The organism is Bacillus sp. FAU20 (assembly GCF_056033865.1).
This window is the reverse complement of sequence record NZ_JBVYHY010000021.1, coordinates 741,130-757,332: the sequence shown is the minus strand read 5'-3', so window position 1 is coordinate 757,332 and position 16,203 is coordinate 741,130. Positions and strand designations below refer to the sequence as shown.

The following is a 16,203-nucleotide window of genomic DNA, read 5'->3' as shown; positions in this document are numbered from 1 at the left end:
TAATCAAAGATTAGAAAAGAAATACGCGCCTACAACATATGAAGCCAATAAAAAAAGGATGCACTTTGAAAAGGGATAAGGTATTATGATAAGGTGTGAAAAAATTACATATTATTTGTTATTAAGGAGGCACTACTTGTGGCTGATTGGTTAATTGGTTTAATCATGGGTGCTGTTGAAGGGTTAACAGAGTTTCTACCAGTATCATCAACAGGACATATGATTTTAACAGGACATTTAATTGGATTTAACGATGAGAGAGCGAAAGTTTTTGAAGTTGTTATCCAATTGGGATCGATTTTAGCAGTTGTTGTTATATTTTGGAAGCGTCTATGGTCGTTAGTTGGAATAGGTAAAGTAACAGACGGACCATCGTTAAATTTATTACATATTATTATCGGGATGATTCCTGCCGGGGTACTTGGCGTATTATTCCATAGCACTATTAAAGAGGTTTTATTTGGTCCAGGACCAGTTGTTATTAGCTTAGTAGCCGGTGGTATTTTAATGATTGTTGCTGAGAAGTTTTCGAAACCAAGTACAGCAAGAACGTTAGATGAAATCACATATAAACAGGCATTTACAATTGGAATGTTCCAATGTTTAGCTCTTTGGCCAGGATTTTCTCGTTCTGGTTCTACAATAAGTGGTGGTTTATTAGCTCGCGTGTCGCATACAGCGGCAGCTGAATATACGTTCATTTTAGCGGTACCGATGATGGTAGCTGCAAGTGGCTTAGATTTAATTAAAAGCTGGGATGTATTAAGCTCAGCAGATATAACGCTATTTGTAACAGGATTTGTAACTGCATTCGTTGTTGCGATGCTTGCAATTGTTTCATTCTTGAAATTATTATCTCGTGTAAAACTAACACCGTTCGCTTATTATCGTTTCATTTTAGCTGCGGTATTCTATTTCTTCATTATGTAAGAATAAATTATCGGTAATCCCCTATAGAATAGACACTTGAAAAAAGTCTATTCTATAGGGGATTTCTTTTATAGGAGGAGAAAATAAAATTTTCGCTCTCATTTACTTGTATTTCACTATGTAAAATATGACATAATGATTTTATTAGTTAAACCAATCGGGCTTTTACGGGCAGCCCGCCCCCCACCTAACTTCTTTGCTTACGCTGAATTTTGAGGTGGGGGTCTTACTGCCCGGCAAATAGCGGGATAAATAAAATTTATAGGGTATTTGAGAGGAGCAGTTTAGTGAGTTTTGCAATAGAAATAGTAATTCCAGCACCAATTGATGTCGTTTTTGATTATGTAAATAATGATGAGAAGATATTGGAATGGAGTACCTTTATGGTAGAAAACAGGTATCCTCCAAATGTAGATATAAACAATCCTCGTGAAGGGGATAAATATATATCTGTGCAAAAGATGGGTAAGAAAATATATGAGTTTGAGGCAGAAATTTTAGAGTGTGAAGCACCTTATATCGTATCAATTGGATGTGAAATGAAGCAAGGCTATACAGTCGCAACTTATATGTTAGAAGAGGATGAAGAAGGCACATCACTTACTTTAATTATAGAATTTGAACCGAATAATTTTTTATATAAGATTATGTATAAGTTGACTGGGTGGATGACTCGTGGAGTCTATATGGGGGAGATAGAGCGTCTAGCAGAGTGCGTAGATGCCGCATATTCTCAGAAAAAAGGATTATAATTTTGTAAAATAAAAAACCTGCCGAGCTCGGCAGGTTTTTATTTTACTACTTTTTCCATCATGTTTTCCATTACATGTTCCCAAAGAGAAGTATCATCAGCTAATGTAGCACGGAAATTAGCATACATTTCTTTTTGTTTTTCTTCGAATGTTGGATCTTCTTTTTCAGGTAATGTAGCGCGCATTGAAGTTACTAATTCTTGTACTTTTGGAGCGCGTGGTCCCCAAACAGCTTGTTCATTTCCGTCTTTATCAATGAAAATAAAGATTGGAATCGCACGTGCTGTTCCATTTGTTAAATATTGATCCATTAATTCTAAGTTTTCATCGCGAATTAATAAACTCATATCAATATTTGCAACTTCAGAAATGCGTTTCATAACAGGTACGCATAAAAGAGCATCGCCACACCAATCAGCAGTTAATACGATAACACGCCAGCCATCATTTTGACGTTCTTCTAATACAGGAAGTAATTCATTTGGAATTAAAAAGTTATTGTAAATGTGTAGTAGTTCGTATTGGTTTACTTTCATTTCATTCACATATGTATCAAAGGACATACCTTTATCAGCCCATTGTTGTAAGTTCATAATTAACACCTCTTTAGTAAGATTTGCTTTCATTGTACCAATTTTTATATAGAAAAGCTTGTATTCTTACTCTTTCTTGTCACTTAATAATTTATTTAATAGAAAAAAGAATAGTACGACACATAATTCAGTTAAGTTAGACATTTGTACGCTTTCTATCCAATCATCAGCAGTATGAATGACGAACCAATCTAGTGTAATTTCAATGAATGAGAAAAGAGTGATAGAAATCAAATTTGGCATGTTTTGAGTCAATGGATATAGCAGCGCTTTGAAGAAACTGAAAATAAATAATGTAATACTATCTAAGAAAGTGATTAATAAAAAAAGAGAAGTAAAGTAGTACGTGAACTATACGCTATACCTGTAATTTGAAAGATTCCTACATATACAAAAAATATAAATGCAAAAACTATAATAAGAAAAAGAGCAATAATACTAATGATAATTGTTTTATCTTTTAGGCTGAGATTTGAGAACCTCTCCTTCTCATGCATTAAAATACCCCCTTTTTCTGAAAGGTGACTTCGTTTTATCATGAAATACATATTAAAAAACTACGAATTATGGGAAAATAAGGTGACAAAAAGTAAGATTTCATGTAAAATTATTAATAAGGTTTTTATTTAACTAAATGAAATAAAAGGAGCTGTCAAAGTTGTCTCAAAATCGAGAGCAATTAATGGAAGAACTATCGACAAATGTGTTTGCTATGTTTCGCACGTTGCGTAATGATATTGGAAAAATATTCGGTGGTTACATACCGTGGAATGAATTCATCGTTCTGAGAATATTAAATCGTACGAATAAAGAAATGGTATCGCGTGTAGCAAATGAATTAAATGTGTCGAATAGTCATATTACAGCTGTTACAGAAAAATTAATTAATAAAGGTTTTGTAACTCGTTCACGTTCTACATCAGATCGCCGAGTTGTGTATTTAGAGATTACAGAACAAGGGAAAGATTTAGTTTCGAAAATGGAAGATGCGAAAAAACAATATTTACAAGAAAGATTCTCTGCACTTTCAGAAGATGAAATGAATGTAATGATTTCAATTTCCCAAAAACTTATTTAAGTGATTATAAACAAGAAAACGTTTACGTGATGAAATAGAAGATCTTCCTTATATATGGGAGATCTTCTTTCGTGTGTAATAGATGTTAATAAATAAAATGTGTATGAAAAAAGATAGAGCGCCATACTACTAATACAAGGAAGGAGGGAGAAGTATGACGAATCGTAACGGTAGTAAAGGGAGCGGTAATCAAGGGTCACCAAAGTCCGGCCAATTTAATCAGGAATTTAGCACTGAATTTGAAACTGGTAATGATAATAAAGGAAAAGAATATCGTTCTAAAAAAGGGAGTAAATCAAAAAAGGAGTGAAATAATTCACTCCTTTTTTGATTTAAGATGCTGCCGATTGATCCGTATTATATTTTTCTTCTGATTTTGCGACAATCATTGCGCAAATTGCATCGCCAGAAATGTTTACAGCTGTTCTAGACATATCTAGAATACGGTCAATACCGATAATTAAAGCGATGCCTTCTACTGGCAGATTTACTTGATTTAAAACCATTGTAAGCATTACAAGTCCAACACCAGGTACACCAGCAGTACCGATACTAGCTAGTACAGCAGTTAATACAACCATAGCTAATTGGGGTAATGTAAGTTCAACACCGTATACTTGAGCGATAAATACAGTGGCTACCCCTTGCATAATGGCAGTACCATCCATATTAATAGTTGCCCCTAGTGGTTGTACAAATGAGCTTATCGCTTTTGGAACGCCAAGTTTATCTTGTGCTGTTTTCATTGCAAATGGAAGCGATGCATTAGAGCTAGATGTACTAAATCCAATTGCCATTACTGGTCCGAAATGTTTAAAGAAACGAACAATACTTTCTTTTGCTAATACCTTTAATAAGCCGCCATATACAAAGACCCCGTGAATAATGAGTACTAACATAACGACAATCATATACTTGAACATCGCAGCGACGCCTGTAAGACCCATTTTACCAACGGATGAAGCGAGCAAACCGAATGTTCCAATTGGGGCTAATTTCATAACGATATTAACAAGATACATCATTAATTCGTTGCCCTGTTCAAGTAATGAATGGATACCTTGAACTCGTTTTCCTAAAATAGCTATACCGAGTCCAATCAATACGGCAAAGGCAATGATTTGTAACATGTTTCCGTCAGCCATCGCTTTTGCTGGGTTATCTGGTACGATATTTAGCAATGTGTCGACGAAAGATGTTTCAGTTTTTGCACCTTCATACTTAAGACCTTCTGTTTTAAAATTACCGCCAGCTCCTGGTTTTATAATAAGTGCAAATGTAACCGCTATAGAGATGGCAACCGCAGTTGTTACGAGGAAGAATGAAATTGATTTTAAACCGATTCTTCCAAGTTGTTTCGGATCTCCAAGACCGGCAGCACCAAGTACGATAGAAATGAACACAACGGGAACAACTAGCATTTTAATAAGTCGAATAAACAATTGACCAATTGGGTTGAACACATATTGATTTAGTGGCTCAAAGATAGATGGAGCAGCTAAATTTAGAGTGAGTCCAACAACTAGACCTAGAAATAATGCGATTAAGATTGCTTTTGTTTGTTTCAATAAAATCCCCCTTTTGTTTTTGCGAAATTTCTTTCTAAAGTAATTATACCGAAAAAATACTTAATTTTACAATATTTTCTGAATTTTTTGTTTAAGTGTAGATAGACTTATTTTGTGTTTGGAAAATAAAATAGACCATCACATAGGATGGTCAAGGGAAGGGGACAATTTATGTCAATTTAATTAGGGATGGAAGTTGCTTTAAGACACTGGGGAATGTCTTATAAATTAGGGAGGAACAACTTCGATACATATACTATAAAAGATAGGTGTGACTCTCATGTGAACATAGGGTGAAAGAGAGAGGGAGTTTTAAATAAAAGATAGAAAGACAAAAAATAAGACCATCATTTATAAGATGGTCAAGGAAGGGGACAATTTATGTCAATTTAATTAGGGATGGAAGCTGTTCAAAGACACTGGGGAATGTCTTATAAATTAGGGAGGAACAACTTCGATACATATACTATAAAAGGTAGATGTGACCTCTGTGTGAACATAGGGTGAAAGAGAGAGGGAGTTTTAAATAAAAGATAGAAAGACAAAAAAATAAGACCATCATTTATAAGATGGTCAAGGAAGGGGACAATTTATGTCAATTTAATTAGGGATGGAAGCTGTTCAAAGACACTGGGGAATGTCTTATAAATTAGGGAGGAACAACTTCGATACATATACTATAAAAGGTAGATGTGACCTCTGTGTGAACATAGGGTGAAAGAGAGAGGGAGTTTTAAATAAAATGAAAATTTAATGAGTGTTTTTTGTTCATCCCCTGTTAATTATTAGCCTTAACCAATCGGGCGTTTATTGCCCACAAATAGCGGAATAAAAGATAGAGCAAACAAAAAATAAGACCATCACATATAAGATGGTCAAGGAAGGGGACAATTTATGTTAATTTAATTAGGGATGGAAGCTATTCAAAGACACTGGGGAATGTCTTATAAATTAGGGAGGAACAGCTTCGATACATATACTATAAAAGGTGGATGTGATCTCTGCGTGAACATAGAGTGAAAGATATGGGGATTTGAAAAATAGTACATATGAAATTGTTATTGCTAGCAATATTGAGCTAGGATATAGTTTTCCAGCATAAAACGAAAAAGGAATCTGAATATAAATAAAAGTTGTAATCTATAAAAAAAAGGATTATGCTCAACTATATTATGAGAATATAAGGTTTGTCCCAGTTATTTAAGGGCTTTTAAAAAGCTTTTTATTTATGAGGGGAAAGCTTCACTTTAATAAGGGAGTTAGTGATATGGACATAACAAAAAAACAAGGACTTTATAATCGTCTTATACGATTAAACCCACCACAAATATTAGCATTAGGTTTTTTCTGCTTAATTGTGGTTGGCGGTTTGTTATTAAAATTACCATTCGCAACGAAAGTACATATTAGTTGGGTAGATGCTTTCTTTACAGCAACGTCAGCAGCGACCGTAACTGGTTTAGGAGTAGTGGATACAGCAAGTACATTTACGATGTTTGGCGAAATTGTTATTATGTTTTTAATTCAAACAGGTGGTCTAGGTCTTATGACAATTGCCATTTTAATTGTTTGGGTACTAGGTAAAAAAATCGGATTACGTCATCGTTTGTTAATTGGAGAAGCATTTAATCAAACAAATATAGGTGGTCTTGTAAAATTAGTAAAGCGTGTCTTTATATTTTCGATTTGTATTGAACTTATTGGGGTCATCTTTTTATCGTTTCGCTTTATTCCAGAGTTTGGTTTTGGAAAAGGTTTATACTATAGTATTTTTCATGTAATTGCATCTTATAATAATGCAGGCTTTGCTTTATGGCCAGATAATTTAACAAGATATGTAGGGGATCCCATTATTAATATTGGGATTTGCTCTTTAATTGTAATAGGGGGACTCGGTTTTACCGTATTAATTGATATGTGGTATAGCCGTAGTTTTCGAAAATTATCGCTTCATTCGAAAATCATGATTATTGGAACAGTAGTGCTAAATGTTATAGCGATGATTGTTATTTTTGTATTGGAATATAATAATGTGAAGACGTTAGGGAATTTACCTTTAAATGAAAAGTTATGGGCTTCTTTCTTCCAAGGTATAACTCCTCGTACTGCTGGATTTAATACAGTTGACTACGGGGGAATGGAAGAATCATCTATATTATTTACGATGATTTTGATGTTTATTGGTGCAGGAAGTGTATCGACAGGTGGAGGAATTAAATTAACGACGTTTGTTATCTTAATTACATCTGTCCTTTCTTTCTTTAGAAAAAAAGAGGAAATCGTATTATTTCAGCGTACGATAAAAATGTCAACAGTAACGAGAGCATTAGCCATTGCTGTTGCCAGTCAAATACTTATTTTTGCAGCGGTATTTATATTAATGCTGACAGAAAACTTCAGCTTTATTCAATTATTATTTGAGACGATATCAGCGTTTGGCACAGTCGGATTAACGATGGGAATTACTGCAAAGCTATCGGCATTCGGAAAATGTATTATTATGTTTGTTATGTTTTGCGGATTGATTGGACCATTAACACTTGTGTTCTCTTTAGCGCGACCAGCAAAACAAAAAATAAAATATCCATCGGAAGATGTGTTTACAGGATAAGGTATCCCACGTTAAGCGAGATACCTTTTTCTTTTTTTAGAACAGAGAGAACAGTAAACCAATTAGTGCTACTCGGAATAAAATTGCAATAAGTGCAGCAATCCCACCAACAACTGCAGCGATACCCCCAGTTACAGTAGCTCCGCGGTTATAAGCGTAAATACCGAGTAAAACAGAAACAAGACCAAATAGTGTTGGGAATGTAAATAGTGATAAGATAGATAGCGCAAGAGCAATAAAACCAGCAGTTGATCCAGCAGCGGAAGATTTTACAGCATCTTTATCGTCTTTATCATCGTAATTATAATCAATGCGTTGTGGTGCAACTTCAGCGGCGTACTCTTCCTTATAATCACTATCTATTCTATCTCTTCTTTTATAATCATCAAATTTCTCAGTCAAAGTCATGACTCCTTTCATAACAAGGTTCAATAGTAGTATGTATCTCTTTTTCTTTTTTATCCCGCATTAACGGGTAGTAAGACCCCATCTCAAAATTCAGCGAAAGCAAAAAAAGTTAGGTGGGGATTGGGGTGCCCGTAAAAGCCCGATTGGTTAGGGCTAATAATCAGTGGGGGATAAACACCCCCCCACTGATTAAAGTTTCACTATACCGGAGCATGTACAGGGAGTAGTATCTTTTAAAAGGAGGAAAATGTTTTCTTGAAATAGGAAAAGTTAGTATGACTTCCTCTATTTTGGAAAGTATAAAAAGGAATAATGAGGAAAGGGTGCAATACATAATGGAACATCCAATTGAAAATTTAATGAAAACGGCAATGACAAATTTAAAAGAGATGGTAGATGTAAATACGATTGTTGGGAGTCCGGTTTCAACAGCTGACGGAAATGTAGTATTAACAGTATCTCAAGTGGCTTTTGGTTTTGGAGCTGGTGGAAGTGATTTTAAAGGGGATTTCATTACTGAAAAACATAACGGTGGGCAAAATCAGCATAAAGAGAACAAGCAAGGGCATCCATTTGGAGGAGGAAGCGGGGCTGGGGTTTCCATTAGTCCAGTGGCTTTTTTAGTAGTTGGTTCTAATGGGGTGCAAGTATTACATCTCAACAGTAGTACACATTTAATTGAAAAGGCTTTAAATACTGTACCAAGCACTGTAGATAAATTTGTAAATGGTCGTCAAAAGTGAACTTGCATTTTTTAGGAATTATGATATATTAGAAAAAGTGCGCTTTAGGATGATCGGAATAATTGAAATGTAAATATATATGATGTATGGAATAAGGGAGAGGACTTTATGATTAATATTAAAAACTTAGTAGTTGGCTTATTTATGTTAGTAAGCGGCTTTGTTGTATATGTAATAAAAGAAAAAGCTCCATTCTAAAACAGACAAACCGTTACTGTCTGTTTTTAATTTGCAGAAAAATGTTGACAAGTTATTGTATTGGTGTTAAAATTTTAATTCGTGTCTCGGTTACAGCTAGTGTAGAGTAAATATTTCTTATGAATGCAATACGAAAAGTTTGCGAAAGATCGGGTAATTTTATCAACAACTTTTGTGAACAAACCCTATAAATTGTATTTGTAAGCTATATATGTATACTAGTGAATCAAGGAGCGGTCAGTGGAACCGTAATGATGAGAGAGAGGTAGGGCTTTCATCCAGTATATGTTACTTTCCCGTTAGGTGAATATAAAAAAGAGGACTCCTTTTAAAAGGAGTCCTCTTTCATTTTTTAAGTGCGACTTTCAACTTGTTGACAAATTTCATCCGTTGTTAAACCGTGAGCTGTAATGACTGATCCTTTAATTGATGCATCTGCAATGCCCATCATATTGGAATCTTGCCCAGTTACCACACAACAATCGCACCCTTGTGCATCCTGTTCTGAGTTAAGTGTAACAACTTCATGACCTTGTTGCTGAAGAGCTTGTTGAACGTCTGTTAATGAGTTTTCAACGCCAATTCTAGCCATAATTCTCACCTCCTACCATCTAATTGCTAGTATGCTCAAGTTCACTGCATATATTTATGAAAAGACGGTAGGAAGTAAATCTTTGTTTAGTCGTTATATACGCCAGTAAGCATTTGACTAACGAATTGGTCGTTTAATGTATCTTGTGCTGAAGAAGTATTTGAATGGATGTCAATTGAAGCAATAAAATGATTATGTTCTTTCGTATTTGGTTCTACCTCTACGTAATTATCGAATTTACAAAAACCTTTCGTATCCATTAGATCAAATAATTGCAGCATTTCTACTACCTCTTGTCTCGTTCCTTTAATTTGTACACACGCCATATTTATTTCCTCCTTTATTTTGACAAATTGTTTTTTAAAAATAGGATTATGATTACGAAATGAAAAATATGAATGTTATTTTTAGACAGCGCTATTTTTGTTATTTTCCCCCTTTTTCACCAAAAGTCGTTATATATTCCCGGATTTATAAAATCGGATGTCCGTTTATTGAATACAATAGATTCGTATCAATTGATGAAAATCCTTCTTTTAAACAAATATTTTTTTAGTGGAAATTGGCGGAAAAAATTTTTTGACTTTTTGTAAACGTTAACAATGTTGTTAAATCAATATAATTAAAGAAGTACGTACGATTAAAAATTATAAATTTTCTAAAAATTCACTTGATTTATTTAGAAAGGAGAGTAAACTAGGAAACAATAAAAAATTCATAGAACATAGGAGGCGCTTCTAGTGAATGAGCAATGGATTTTCTTAAATGGAGAATTTGTTCCAAAAGATGAAGCAAAAGTTTCAGTATATGATCATGGCTATTTATATGGCGATGGAGTATTTGAAGGAATTAGAGTTTATAGCGGTAATGTTTTCCGTTTGAGAGAGCATCTTGTCCGGTTGTATGAATCAGCAAAATCAATCCTTTTAGAAATTCCATATTCATTAGATGAAGTAACAAATATTGTTGTTAAGACAATTCAACAAAATAAATTATCTAATGGATACATTCGACTTGTTGTATCAAGAGGAGCAGGAAATCTTGGATTGGATCCCGATTCATGTAAGAAGCCGAATGTAGTAGTAATTGCAGAACAATTATCTTTATTCCCACAAGAATATTATGAGAAAGGGATTCCAGTTGTAACAGTTGCAACGCGCCGAAATCGTCCCGATGTTTTATCCCCTCAAGTAAAATCTTTAAATTACTTAAACAATATTTTAGTTCGTATTGAAGCGAAATTAGCTGGAGTACAAGAAGCACTTATGTTAAATGATCAAGGATATGTAGCTGAAGGATCAGGAGATAACGTGTTTATTGTTAAAGGAAATAAATTAATTACACCACCAAGTTCTGCTGGAGCGTTAGAAGGTATTACACGAAACGCCATTTTAGAAATTGGTGAAAAACTTGGATATGACGTAAGAGAAGAGTTATTTACAAGACATGATGTATATGTAGCTGATGAGGTGTTTTTAACAGGAACAGCTGCTGAAGTTATTGCTGTTACGACAGTAGATGGTAGAACGATTGGCTTAGGGCAAACAGGTCCACATACGAACCGTTTATTAGAAGAGTTTCGTAAGTTAGTTGTAGAAGATGGAGAGAAAATTTACGAAGAAAACAAAGTTGGATAACAACTTTTTTAACATAAGAAAGCGTTGATAGGGAGGAGTAGTTGATTGTGAAGCCTCACAGAGAGTCGGTGGTTGCTGAAAACCGATGGTTCACGTCGACGAACATCGCCCTTGAGTGCTAAGCTAAAGCATTTGTCTAGGCTTAGACGGTAGCTCCGTTATTAGCTAGATCCATTTATGGATCACTGAGGCAAGAGTATTCTTGCAAAGAAGGGTGGTACCGCGAAATCTTTCGTCCCTTCAGCACATAGCTGGAGTGTGGACGTAGGGTTTTTTTATTGTATAAAAGTTTGAAAAAGGGGGCTTATAAGAACAATGTCTTCAAAAACGGAAGAGAAACTGGCAACTGGTGCACAGCTATTGTTAGAAGCGCTAGAAAAGGAAGGCGTAGAAGTGATTTTCGGTTATCCGGGTGGTGCCGTTTTACCTCTCTATGATGCATTGTATGATTGTGAAATTCCACATATTTTAACAAGGCATGAGCAAGGGGCGATTCACGCTGCTGAAGGGTATGCCAGAATTACAGGGAATCCAGGGGTTGTAATTGCAACGAGTGGACCAGGTGCTACAAATGTAATTACGGGTCTAGCTGATGCGATGATTGATTCATTGCCACTTGTAGTATTTACAGGCCAAGTAGCAACAACGTTAATTGGGAGCGATGCTTTTCAAGAGGCAGATATTATGGGACTTACGATGCCAGTGACAAAACATAACTATCAAGTGCGAAAGGCCTCAGATTTACCTCGGATTATTAAAGAAGCATTTCATATTGCTAAAACAGGAAGACCAGGACCAGTCGTTATTGACCTTCCGAAAGATATGGTAGTCGAGAAAGGTGAGCGATGTAGCAATGTACAAATGGATTTACCAGGATATAACCCTAATTATGAACCGAATCTACTTCAAATAAACAAATTACTACAAGTAATTGAAACCGCAAAAAAACCGTTAATTTTAGCTGGAGCGGGTATATTGCACGCGAAAGCGTCGAAAGAATTGACAAGTTTTGCTCGTAAATATGAAATCCCTGTTGTGCATACATTACTTGGACTTGGTGGTTTTCCGCCAGATGATGAACTATTTCTAGGGATGGGGGGAATGCACGGTTCTTATACAGCCAATATGGCATTATATGAATGCGACTTACTCATTAATATAGGCGCGAGATTTGATGATCGTCTTACTGGAAATTTAGCTTTTTTTGCTAAAGGGGCGACTGTTGCACATATCGATATTGATCCAGCAGAAATCGGGAAAAATGTGCCAACAGAGATTCCTATTGTTGCAAGTGCTAAGCAGGCGTTAGAAGTATTGCTTCAATCAGAAGGAAAGAAAGAAAATCATCATGAATGGCTCTTTTTATTAAAGAGTAGAAAAGAAAAATATCCATTCTCTTATAAACGAAATTCTCAACGTATTAAACCTCAATATGCGATTGATATGCTATATGAAATTACGAAGGGAGAAGCGATTGTAACAACAGACGTTGGGCAACACCAAATGTGGGCAGCACAATATTATCCGCTGAAAAATCCAGATAAATGGGTAACTTCTGGCGGATTAGGAACGATGGGGTTCGGATTTCCAGCAGCAATCGGTGCGCAAATTGCAAAGCCTGAAGAATTAGTTATTGCAATTGTTGGTGATGCTGGGTTTCAAATGACTCTGCAAGAATTAAGTGTATTAAAAGAACACGCTTTACCTGTTAAAGTATTTATTTTAAATAATGAAGCTTTAGGAATGGTAAGACAATGGCAAGATGAATTTTACAACCAAAGATATTCGCACTCTTTATTGCCATGCCAACCAGATTTCGTCGCTCTTGCGAATGCATATGGCATAAAAGGTGTTCGTATTGACAATCCACTTCTTGCAAAGAAGCAAATCCAGCATGCAATTGAATTACAAGAGCCAGTCGTAATTGATTGTCGTGTACTTCAATCAGAGAAGGTTATGCCGATGGTTGCACCAGGAAAAGGTGTTCACCAAATGGAGGGAGTGGAAAAAGGGTGAAGAGAATTGTTACAGCGACAGTTCGAAATCAAAGTGGTGTGTTAAACCGAATTACAGGGGTTATGACACGAAGACATTTTAATATTGAAAGTATTTCAGTAGGTCATACGGAATCATCTGACATATCGCGGATGACGATTGTTGTACACGTTGAAAGTGAACAGCAAGTCGAGCAGTTAATTAAACAACTTCATAAGCAAATTGATGTTTTGAAAGTATCAGATATTACAGAAGAAGCGATGATTGCAAGAGAACTTGCACTTATTAAAGTAGCGACTTCAGTAGCAAGAGCTGAATTATACAGTTTAATTGAACCGTTTCGAGCCGCTGTAATAGATGTTGGGAAGGATTCCATAGTTGTGCAAGTAACAGGTACTCAGGAAAAAGTAGAAGCGTTAATTGAATTACTTCGTCCATACGGTTTGAAAGAAATTGCAAGAACAGGTGTAACAGCCTTTACGCGTAGTATGAAAAAACAAGATAAGCAAGTTATGTTAATCCAATAATCATTTAAATATAGGGGGAAATGAAAATGGCAAAAGTTTATTATGAGAAAGATGTAACAGTAAATGTATTAAAAGAAAAGAAAGTAGCAATCATCGGATATGGCTCGCAAGGTCATGCGCATGCGCAAAATTTACGTGATAACGGATTTGATGTAGTAGTAGGTTTAAGAAAGGGTAAGTCTTGGGATAAAGCGAATGAAGATGGGTTTTCTGTATATACAGTAGCAGAAGCAGCGGAAAAAGCTGATGTAGTAATGATTCTACTGCCTGATGAATTACAACCAGAAGTATATGAAGCTGAAATTGCACCAAATTTACAGGCTGGAAACTCTCTAGTGTTCGCACATGGATTTAATGTTCACTTTGATCAAGTAAAACCACCAGCTAATGTAGATGTATTTCTAGTAGCGCCAAAAGGACCGGGGCATCTCGTACGCCGTACGTTCGCCGAGGGAGGGGCTGTTCCTGCATTATTTGCAGTATATCAAGATGCAACAGGAGTTGCGACTGAAAAAGCACTTTCTTATGCTGACGGAATTGGAGCAACGAGAGCTGGTGTACTAGAAACGACGTTTAAAGAAGAAACAGAAACAGATTTATTTGGAGAGCAAGCTGTGCTTTGCGGCGGAGTGACTGCACTTGTAAAAGCAGGGTTTGAAACGTTAGTTGATGCGGGGTATCAGCCTGAACTTGCATATTTTGAATGTTTACATGAACTGAAGCTAATCGTTGACCTTATGTACGAAGGTGGACTTGAAAATATGAGATATTCAGTTTCAGATACAGCGCAGTGGGGAGACTTCGTATCAGGACCACGCGTTGTTACTGAAGATACGAAGAAAGCGATGGGTACAGTGCTAGCAGAAATTCAAGATGGTACATTTGCAAGAGGTTGGATTGCAGAGCATAAAGCAGGAAGACCGAATTTCCATGCGACAAATGAGAAAGAGAATGAACATGAAATCGAAGTAGTTGGACGTAAATTACGTGAAATGATGCCTTTCGTACAGCCGCGAGTAAAGGTAGGGATTAAATAATATGAAGAAGATTTTGTTCATGGATACGACGCTACGTGATGGCGAACAATCACCAGGAGTGAATTTAAATGAACAAGAGAAATTACAAATTGCTAGACAATTAGAGAGGCTTGGTATTCATGTAATGGAAGCTGGATTCGCGGCAGCTTCCGAAGGAGACTTCCAATCGGTAAAGCGCATTGCGAATACAATTCAAAATGCTACGGTTATGAGTTTAGCTAGAGCGAAAGAAAGTGACATTCGAAGAGCATATGAAGCTGTGAAAGGTGCTGTGTCTCCTCGTCTACACGTATTTCTAGCTACGAGTGATATTCATATGAAATATAAACTTTGTATGTCAAAAGAAGATGTGTTAAATAGTATTCATCGCTCGGTTACGCTCGGGAAATCATTATTTCCGACAGTACAATTTTCTGCAGAAGATGCGACAAGAACATCGAGAGCATTTTTAGCTGAAGCAGTAGAAATTGCGATTCGCGCAGGAGCGAATGTAATTAATATTCCGGATACAGTTGGATATACGAATCCGGAAGAGTATTATTCTCTTTTTAAATACTTACAAGAATCCGTTCCTTCATATGAAAAAGCAATTTTTTCTTGTCATTGTCACGATGATCTTGGGATGGCAGTAGCAAATTCGCTAGCCGCAGTTGAAGGGGGAGCACTGCAAGTAGAAGGAACGATTAATGGCATTGGAGAAAGAGCAGGGAATGCGGCGTTAGAAGAAGTCGCAGTTGCTCTTCATATTAGAAAAGATTTTTATAAAGCAGAGCCTTCGATGACTTTAAAAGAAATTAAGGCGACGAGTACATTGGTAAGCAGATTAACAGGTATGGTGGTGCCGAAAAATAAAGCGATTGTTGGAGCGAATGCATTCGCTCATGAATCAGGAATTCATCAAGATGGTGTATTAAAAGAAGTGACAACATATGAAATTATTGAACCAGCACTAGTAGGCGAATCTCAAAACCTATTTGTACTTGGAAAACATTCTGGGCGTCATGCGTTTACAGAAAAAATGAAAGAACTTGGCTATGAATTTACAAACGAAGAGCGGGATACAGTATTTGAAGCATTTAAAAAATTAGCTGATCGTAAAAAGGAAATTACTGAAGAAGATTTACGCGCACTTATGCTTGGTGAAGCAGCATTTGCAGCCCAGCAATATAACATTACGCAATTACAAGTACATTTTGTATCAAATAGTACACAATGCGCGACAGTTGTACTAAAAGATGAGGAAGGAAATGTATATGAAGATGCAGCTACTGGCTCTGGTAGTATTGAAGCGATTTATAATGCAATCCAAAGAATTTTAGGATTAGAATGTGAATTGGCGGATTATCGCATACAATCTATTACACAAGGTCAAGATGCACTTGCTCATGTTCATGTTGAATTAAAAGAAGGTAGTCACCAAATATCAGGTTTCGGAGTTGCGCAAGACGTATTGGAAGCGTCGGCGAGAGCTTATGTCCATGCAGCAGGGAAATTAAAATCTCTTATAGCGCTTGTGAAATAAATATTTGATAGG

17 protein-coding genes, 1 pseudogene and 1 other annotated feature are annotated in these 16,203 nt (G+C 36.0%); of the genes and pseudogenes, 12 read left to right on the top strand and 6 right to left on the bottom strand.

What is annotated here, in order from left to right; translation table 11 throughout:
* Nucleotides 1-138: 138 nt before the first annotated feature.
* Both uppP and AC0OM3_RS17665 read left to right on the top strand, forming a co-directional pair.
* On the top strand, nucleotides 139-930 hold the full coding sequence (gene uppP, locus AC0OM3_RS17670) for a bacitracin resistance undecaprenyl-diphosphatase (RefSeq protein WP_000796266.1): 792 nt from the start codon (nucleotides 139-141) through the stop codon (nucleotides 928-930).
* A gap of 287 nt (nucleotides 931-1,217) precedes the next feature.
* Entirely contained in the window at nucleotides 1,218-1,682 is a 465-nt protein-coding gene (locus tag AC0OM3_RS17665; protein WP_000006434.1) for an SRPBCC family protein, read from the top strand.
* Between the two features lie 38 nt (nucleotides 1,683-1,720).
* Here the strand turns inward: AC0OM3_RS17665 and AC0OM3_RS17660 are convergent, their stop codons facing one another.
* Both AC0OM3_RS17660 and AC0OM3_RS17655 read right to left on the bottom strand, forming a co-directional pair.
* A complete protein-coding gene (locus AC0OM3_RS17660; RefSeq protein ID WP_003300531.1) occupies nucleotides 1,721-2,308 on the bottom strand; it encodes a thioredoxin family protein in 588 nt (195 codons plus the stop codon).
* Nucleotides 2,309-2,341: 33 nt separating this feature from the next.
* Nucleotides 2,342-2,772: pseudogene (locus AC0OM3_RS17655) on the bottom strand (YrvL family regulatory protein).
* A 161-nt stretch (nucleotides 2,773-2,933) separates the two neighbouring features.
* On the opposite strand from AC0OM3_RS17655, the gene AC0OM3_RS17650 reads away from it, so the two are divergent.
* Both AC0OM3_RS17650 and AC0OM3_RS17645 read left to right on the top strand, forming a co-directional pair.
* The gene (locus AC0OM3_RS17650) at nucleotides 2,934-3,353 is read left to right on the top strand and encodes a MarR family winged helix-turn-helix transcriptional regulator (protein WP_000081444.1); all 420 of its coding nucleotides are present in this window, start codon (nucleotides 2,934-2,936) and stop codon (nucleotides 3,351-3,353) included.
* 154 nt (nucleotides 3,354-3,507) lie between these two features.
* Nucleotides 3,508-3,663, top strand: coding sequence for a hypothetical protein (locus AC0OM3_RS17645; protein WP_000184928.1), 156 nt, complete (start codon nucleotides 3,508-3,510; stop codon nucleotides 3,661-3,663).
* Nucleotides 3,664-3,685: 22 nt separating this feature from the next.
* Here the strand turns inward: AC0OM3_RS17645 and AC0OM3_RS17640 are convergent, their stop codons facing one another.
* Nucleotides 3,686-4,921, bottom strand: coding sequence for a dicarboxylate/amino acid:cation symporter (locus AC0OM3_RS17640; protein WP_000814805.1), 1,236 nt, complete (start codon nucleotides 4,919-4,921; stop codon nucleotides 3,686-3,688).
* A 1,267-nt stretch (nucleotides 4,922-6,188) separates the two neighbouring features.
* On the opposite strand from AC0OM3_RS17640, the gene AC0OM3_RS17635 reads away from it, so the two are divergent.
* Nucleotides 6,189-7,532, top strand: a complete 1,344-nt coding sequence (locus tag AC0OM3_RS17635) for a TrkH family potassium uptake protein (protein ID WP_000355549.1) — start codon at nucleotides 6,189-6,191, stop codon at nucleotides 7,530-7,532.
* Between the two features lie 36 nt (nucleotides 7,533-7,568).
* Here the strand turns inward: AC0OM3_RS17635 and AC0OM3_RS17630 are convergent, their stop codons facing one another.
* On the bottom strand, nucleotides 7,569-7,934 hold the full coding sequence (locus AC0OM3_RS17630; RefSeq protein WP_000136544.1) for a hypothetical protein: 366 nt from the start codon (nucleotides 7,932-7,934) through the stop codon (nucleotides 7,569-7,571).
* Nucleotides 7,935-8,215: 281 nt separating this feature from the next.
* Between AC0OM3_RS17630 and ytfJ the strand changes: the two genes are divergently transcribed.
* Nucleotides 8,216-8,683, top strand: a complete 468-nt coding sequence (gene ytfJ / locus AC0OM3_RS17625; protein ID WP_000204241.1) for a GerW family sporulation protein — start codon at nucleotides 8,216-8,218, stop codon at nucleotides 8,681-8,683.
* A gap of 108 nt (nucleotides 8,684-8,791) precedes the next feature.
* Nucleotides 8,792-8,881 (top strand): hypothetical protein, encoded by a 90-nt coding sequence (locus tag AC0OM3_RS17620; protein WP_000608227.1) that lies wholly within the window; start codon nucleotides 8,792-8,794, stop codon nucleotides 8,879-8,881.
* Nucleotides 8,882-9,233: 352 nt separating this feature from the next.
* Here the strand turns inward: AC0OM3_RS17620 and AC0OM3_RS17615 are convergent, their stop codons facing one another.
* A complete protein-coding gene (locus AC0OM3_RS17615; protein ID WP_000101018.1) occupies nucleotides 9,234-9,473 on the bottom strand; it encodes a YkuS family protein in 240 nt (79 codons plus the stop codon).
* An 86-nt stretch (nucleotides 9,474-9,559) separates the two neighbouring features.
* A complete protein-coding gene (locus AC0OM3_RS17610) occupies nucleotides 9,560-9,799 on the bottom strand; it encodes a DUF3911 family protein (RefSeq protein ID WP_000752512.1) in 240 nt (79 codons plus the stop codon).
* Between the two features lie 414 nt (nucleotides 9,800-10,213).
* Here AC0OM3_RS17610 and ilvE point away from each other — a divergent pair, with 414 nt between their 5' ends.
* The 5 genes from ilvE to leuA all read left to right on the top strand — a co-directional run bounded on the left by ilvE (nucleotide 10,214) and on the right by leuA (nucleotide 16,191).
* A complete protein-coding gene (ilvE, locus tag AC0OM3_RS17605) occupies nucleotides 10,214-11,110 on the top strand; it encodes a branched-chain-amino-acid transaminase (protein WP_474212518.1) in 897 nt (298 codons plus the stop codon).
* Nucleotides 11,111-11,125: 15 nt separating this feature from the next.
* Nucleotides 11,126-11,353 (top strand) — a binding site (T-box leader).
* 72 nt (nucleotides 11,354-11,425) lie between these two features.
* Nucleotides 11,426-13,126, top strand: coding sequence for an acetolactate synthase large subunit (ilvB, locus tag AC0OM3_RS17600; RefSeq protein ID WP_000095836.1), 1,701 nt, complete (start codon nucleotides 11,426-11,428; stop codon nucleotides 13,124-13,126).
* Nucleotides 13,123-13,632 carry an acetolactate synthase small subunit gene (gene ilvN, locus AC0OM3_RS17595; protein WP_000822953.1) on the top strand — a complete coding sequence of 170 codons (510 nt, stop codon included), beginning with the start codon at nucleotides 13,123-13,125 and terminating at the stop codon, nucleotides 13,630-13,632. The genes ilvB and ilvN overlap by 4 nt, the downstream gene beginning before the upstream one ends.
* 26 nt (nucleotides 13,633-13,658) lie before the next feature.
* The gene (gene ilvC / locus AC0OM3_RS17590; RefSeq protein ID WP_001151743.1) at nucleotides 13,659-14,669 is read left to right on the top strand and encodes a ketol-acid reductoisomerase; all 1,011 of its coding nucleotides are present in this window, start codon (nucleotides 13,659-13,661) and stop codon (nucleotides 14,667-14,669) included.
* Between the two features lies 1 nt (nucleotide 14,670).
* On the top strand, nucleotides 14,671-16,191 hold the full coding sequence (gene leuA / locus AC0OM3_RS17585) for a 2-isopropylmalate synthase (protein WP_002181741.1): 1,521 nt from the start codon (nucleotides 14,671-14,673) through the stop codon (nucleotides 16,189-16,191).
* Nucleotides 16,192-16,203 lie beyond the last annotated feature (12 nt).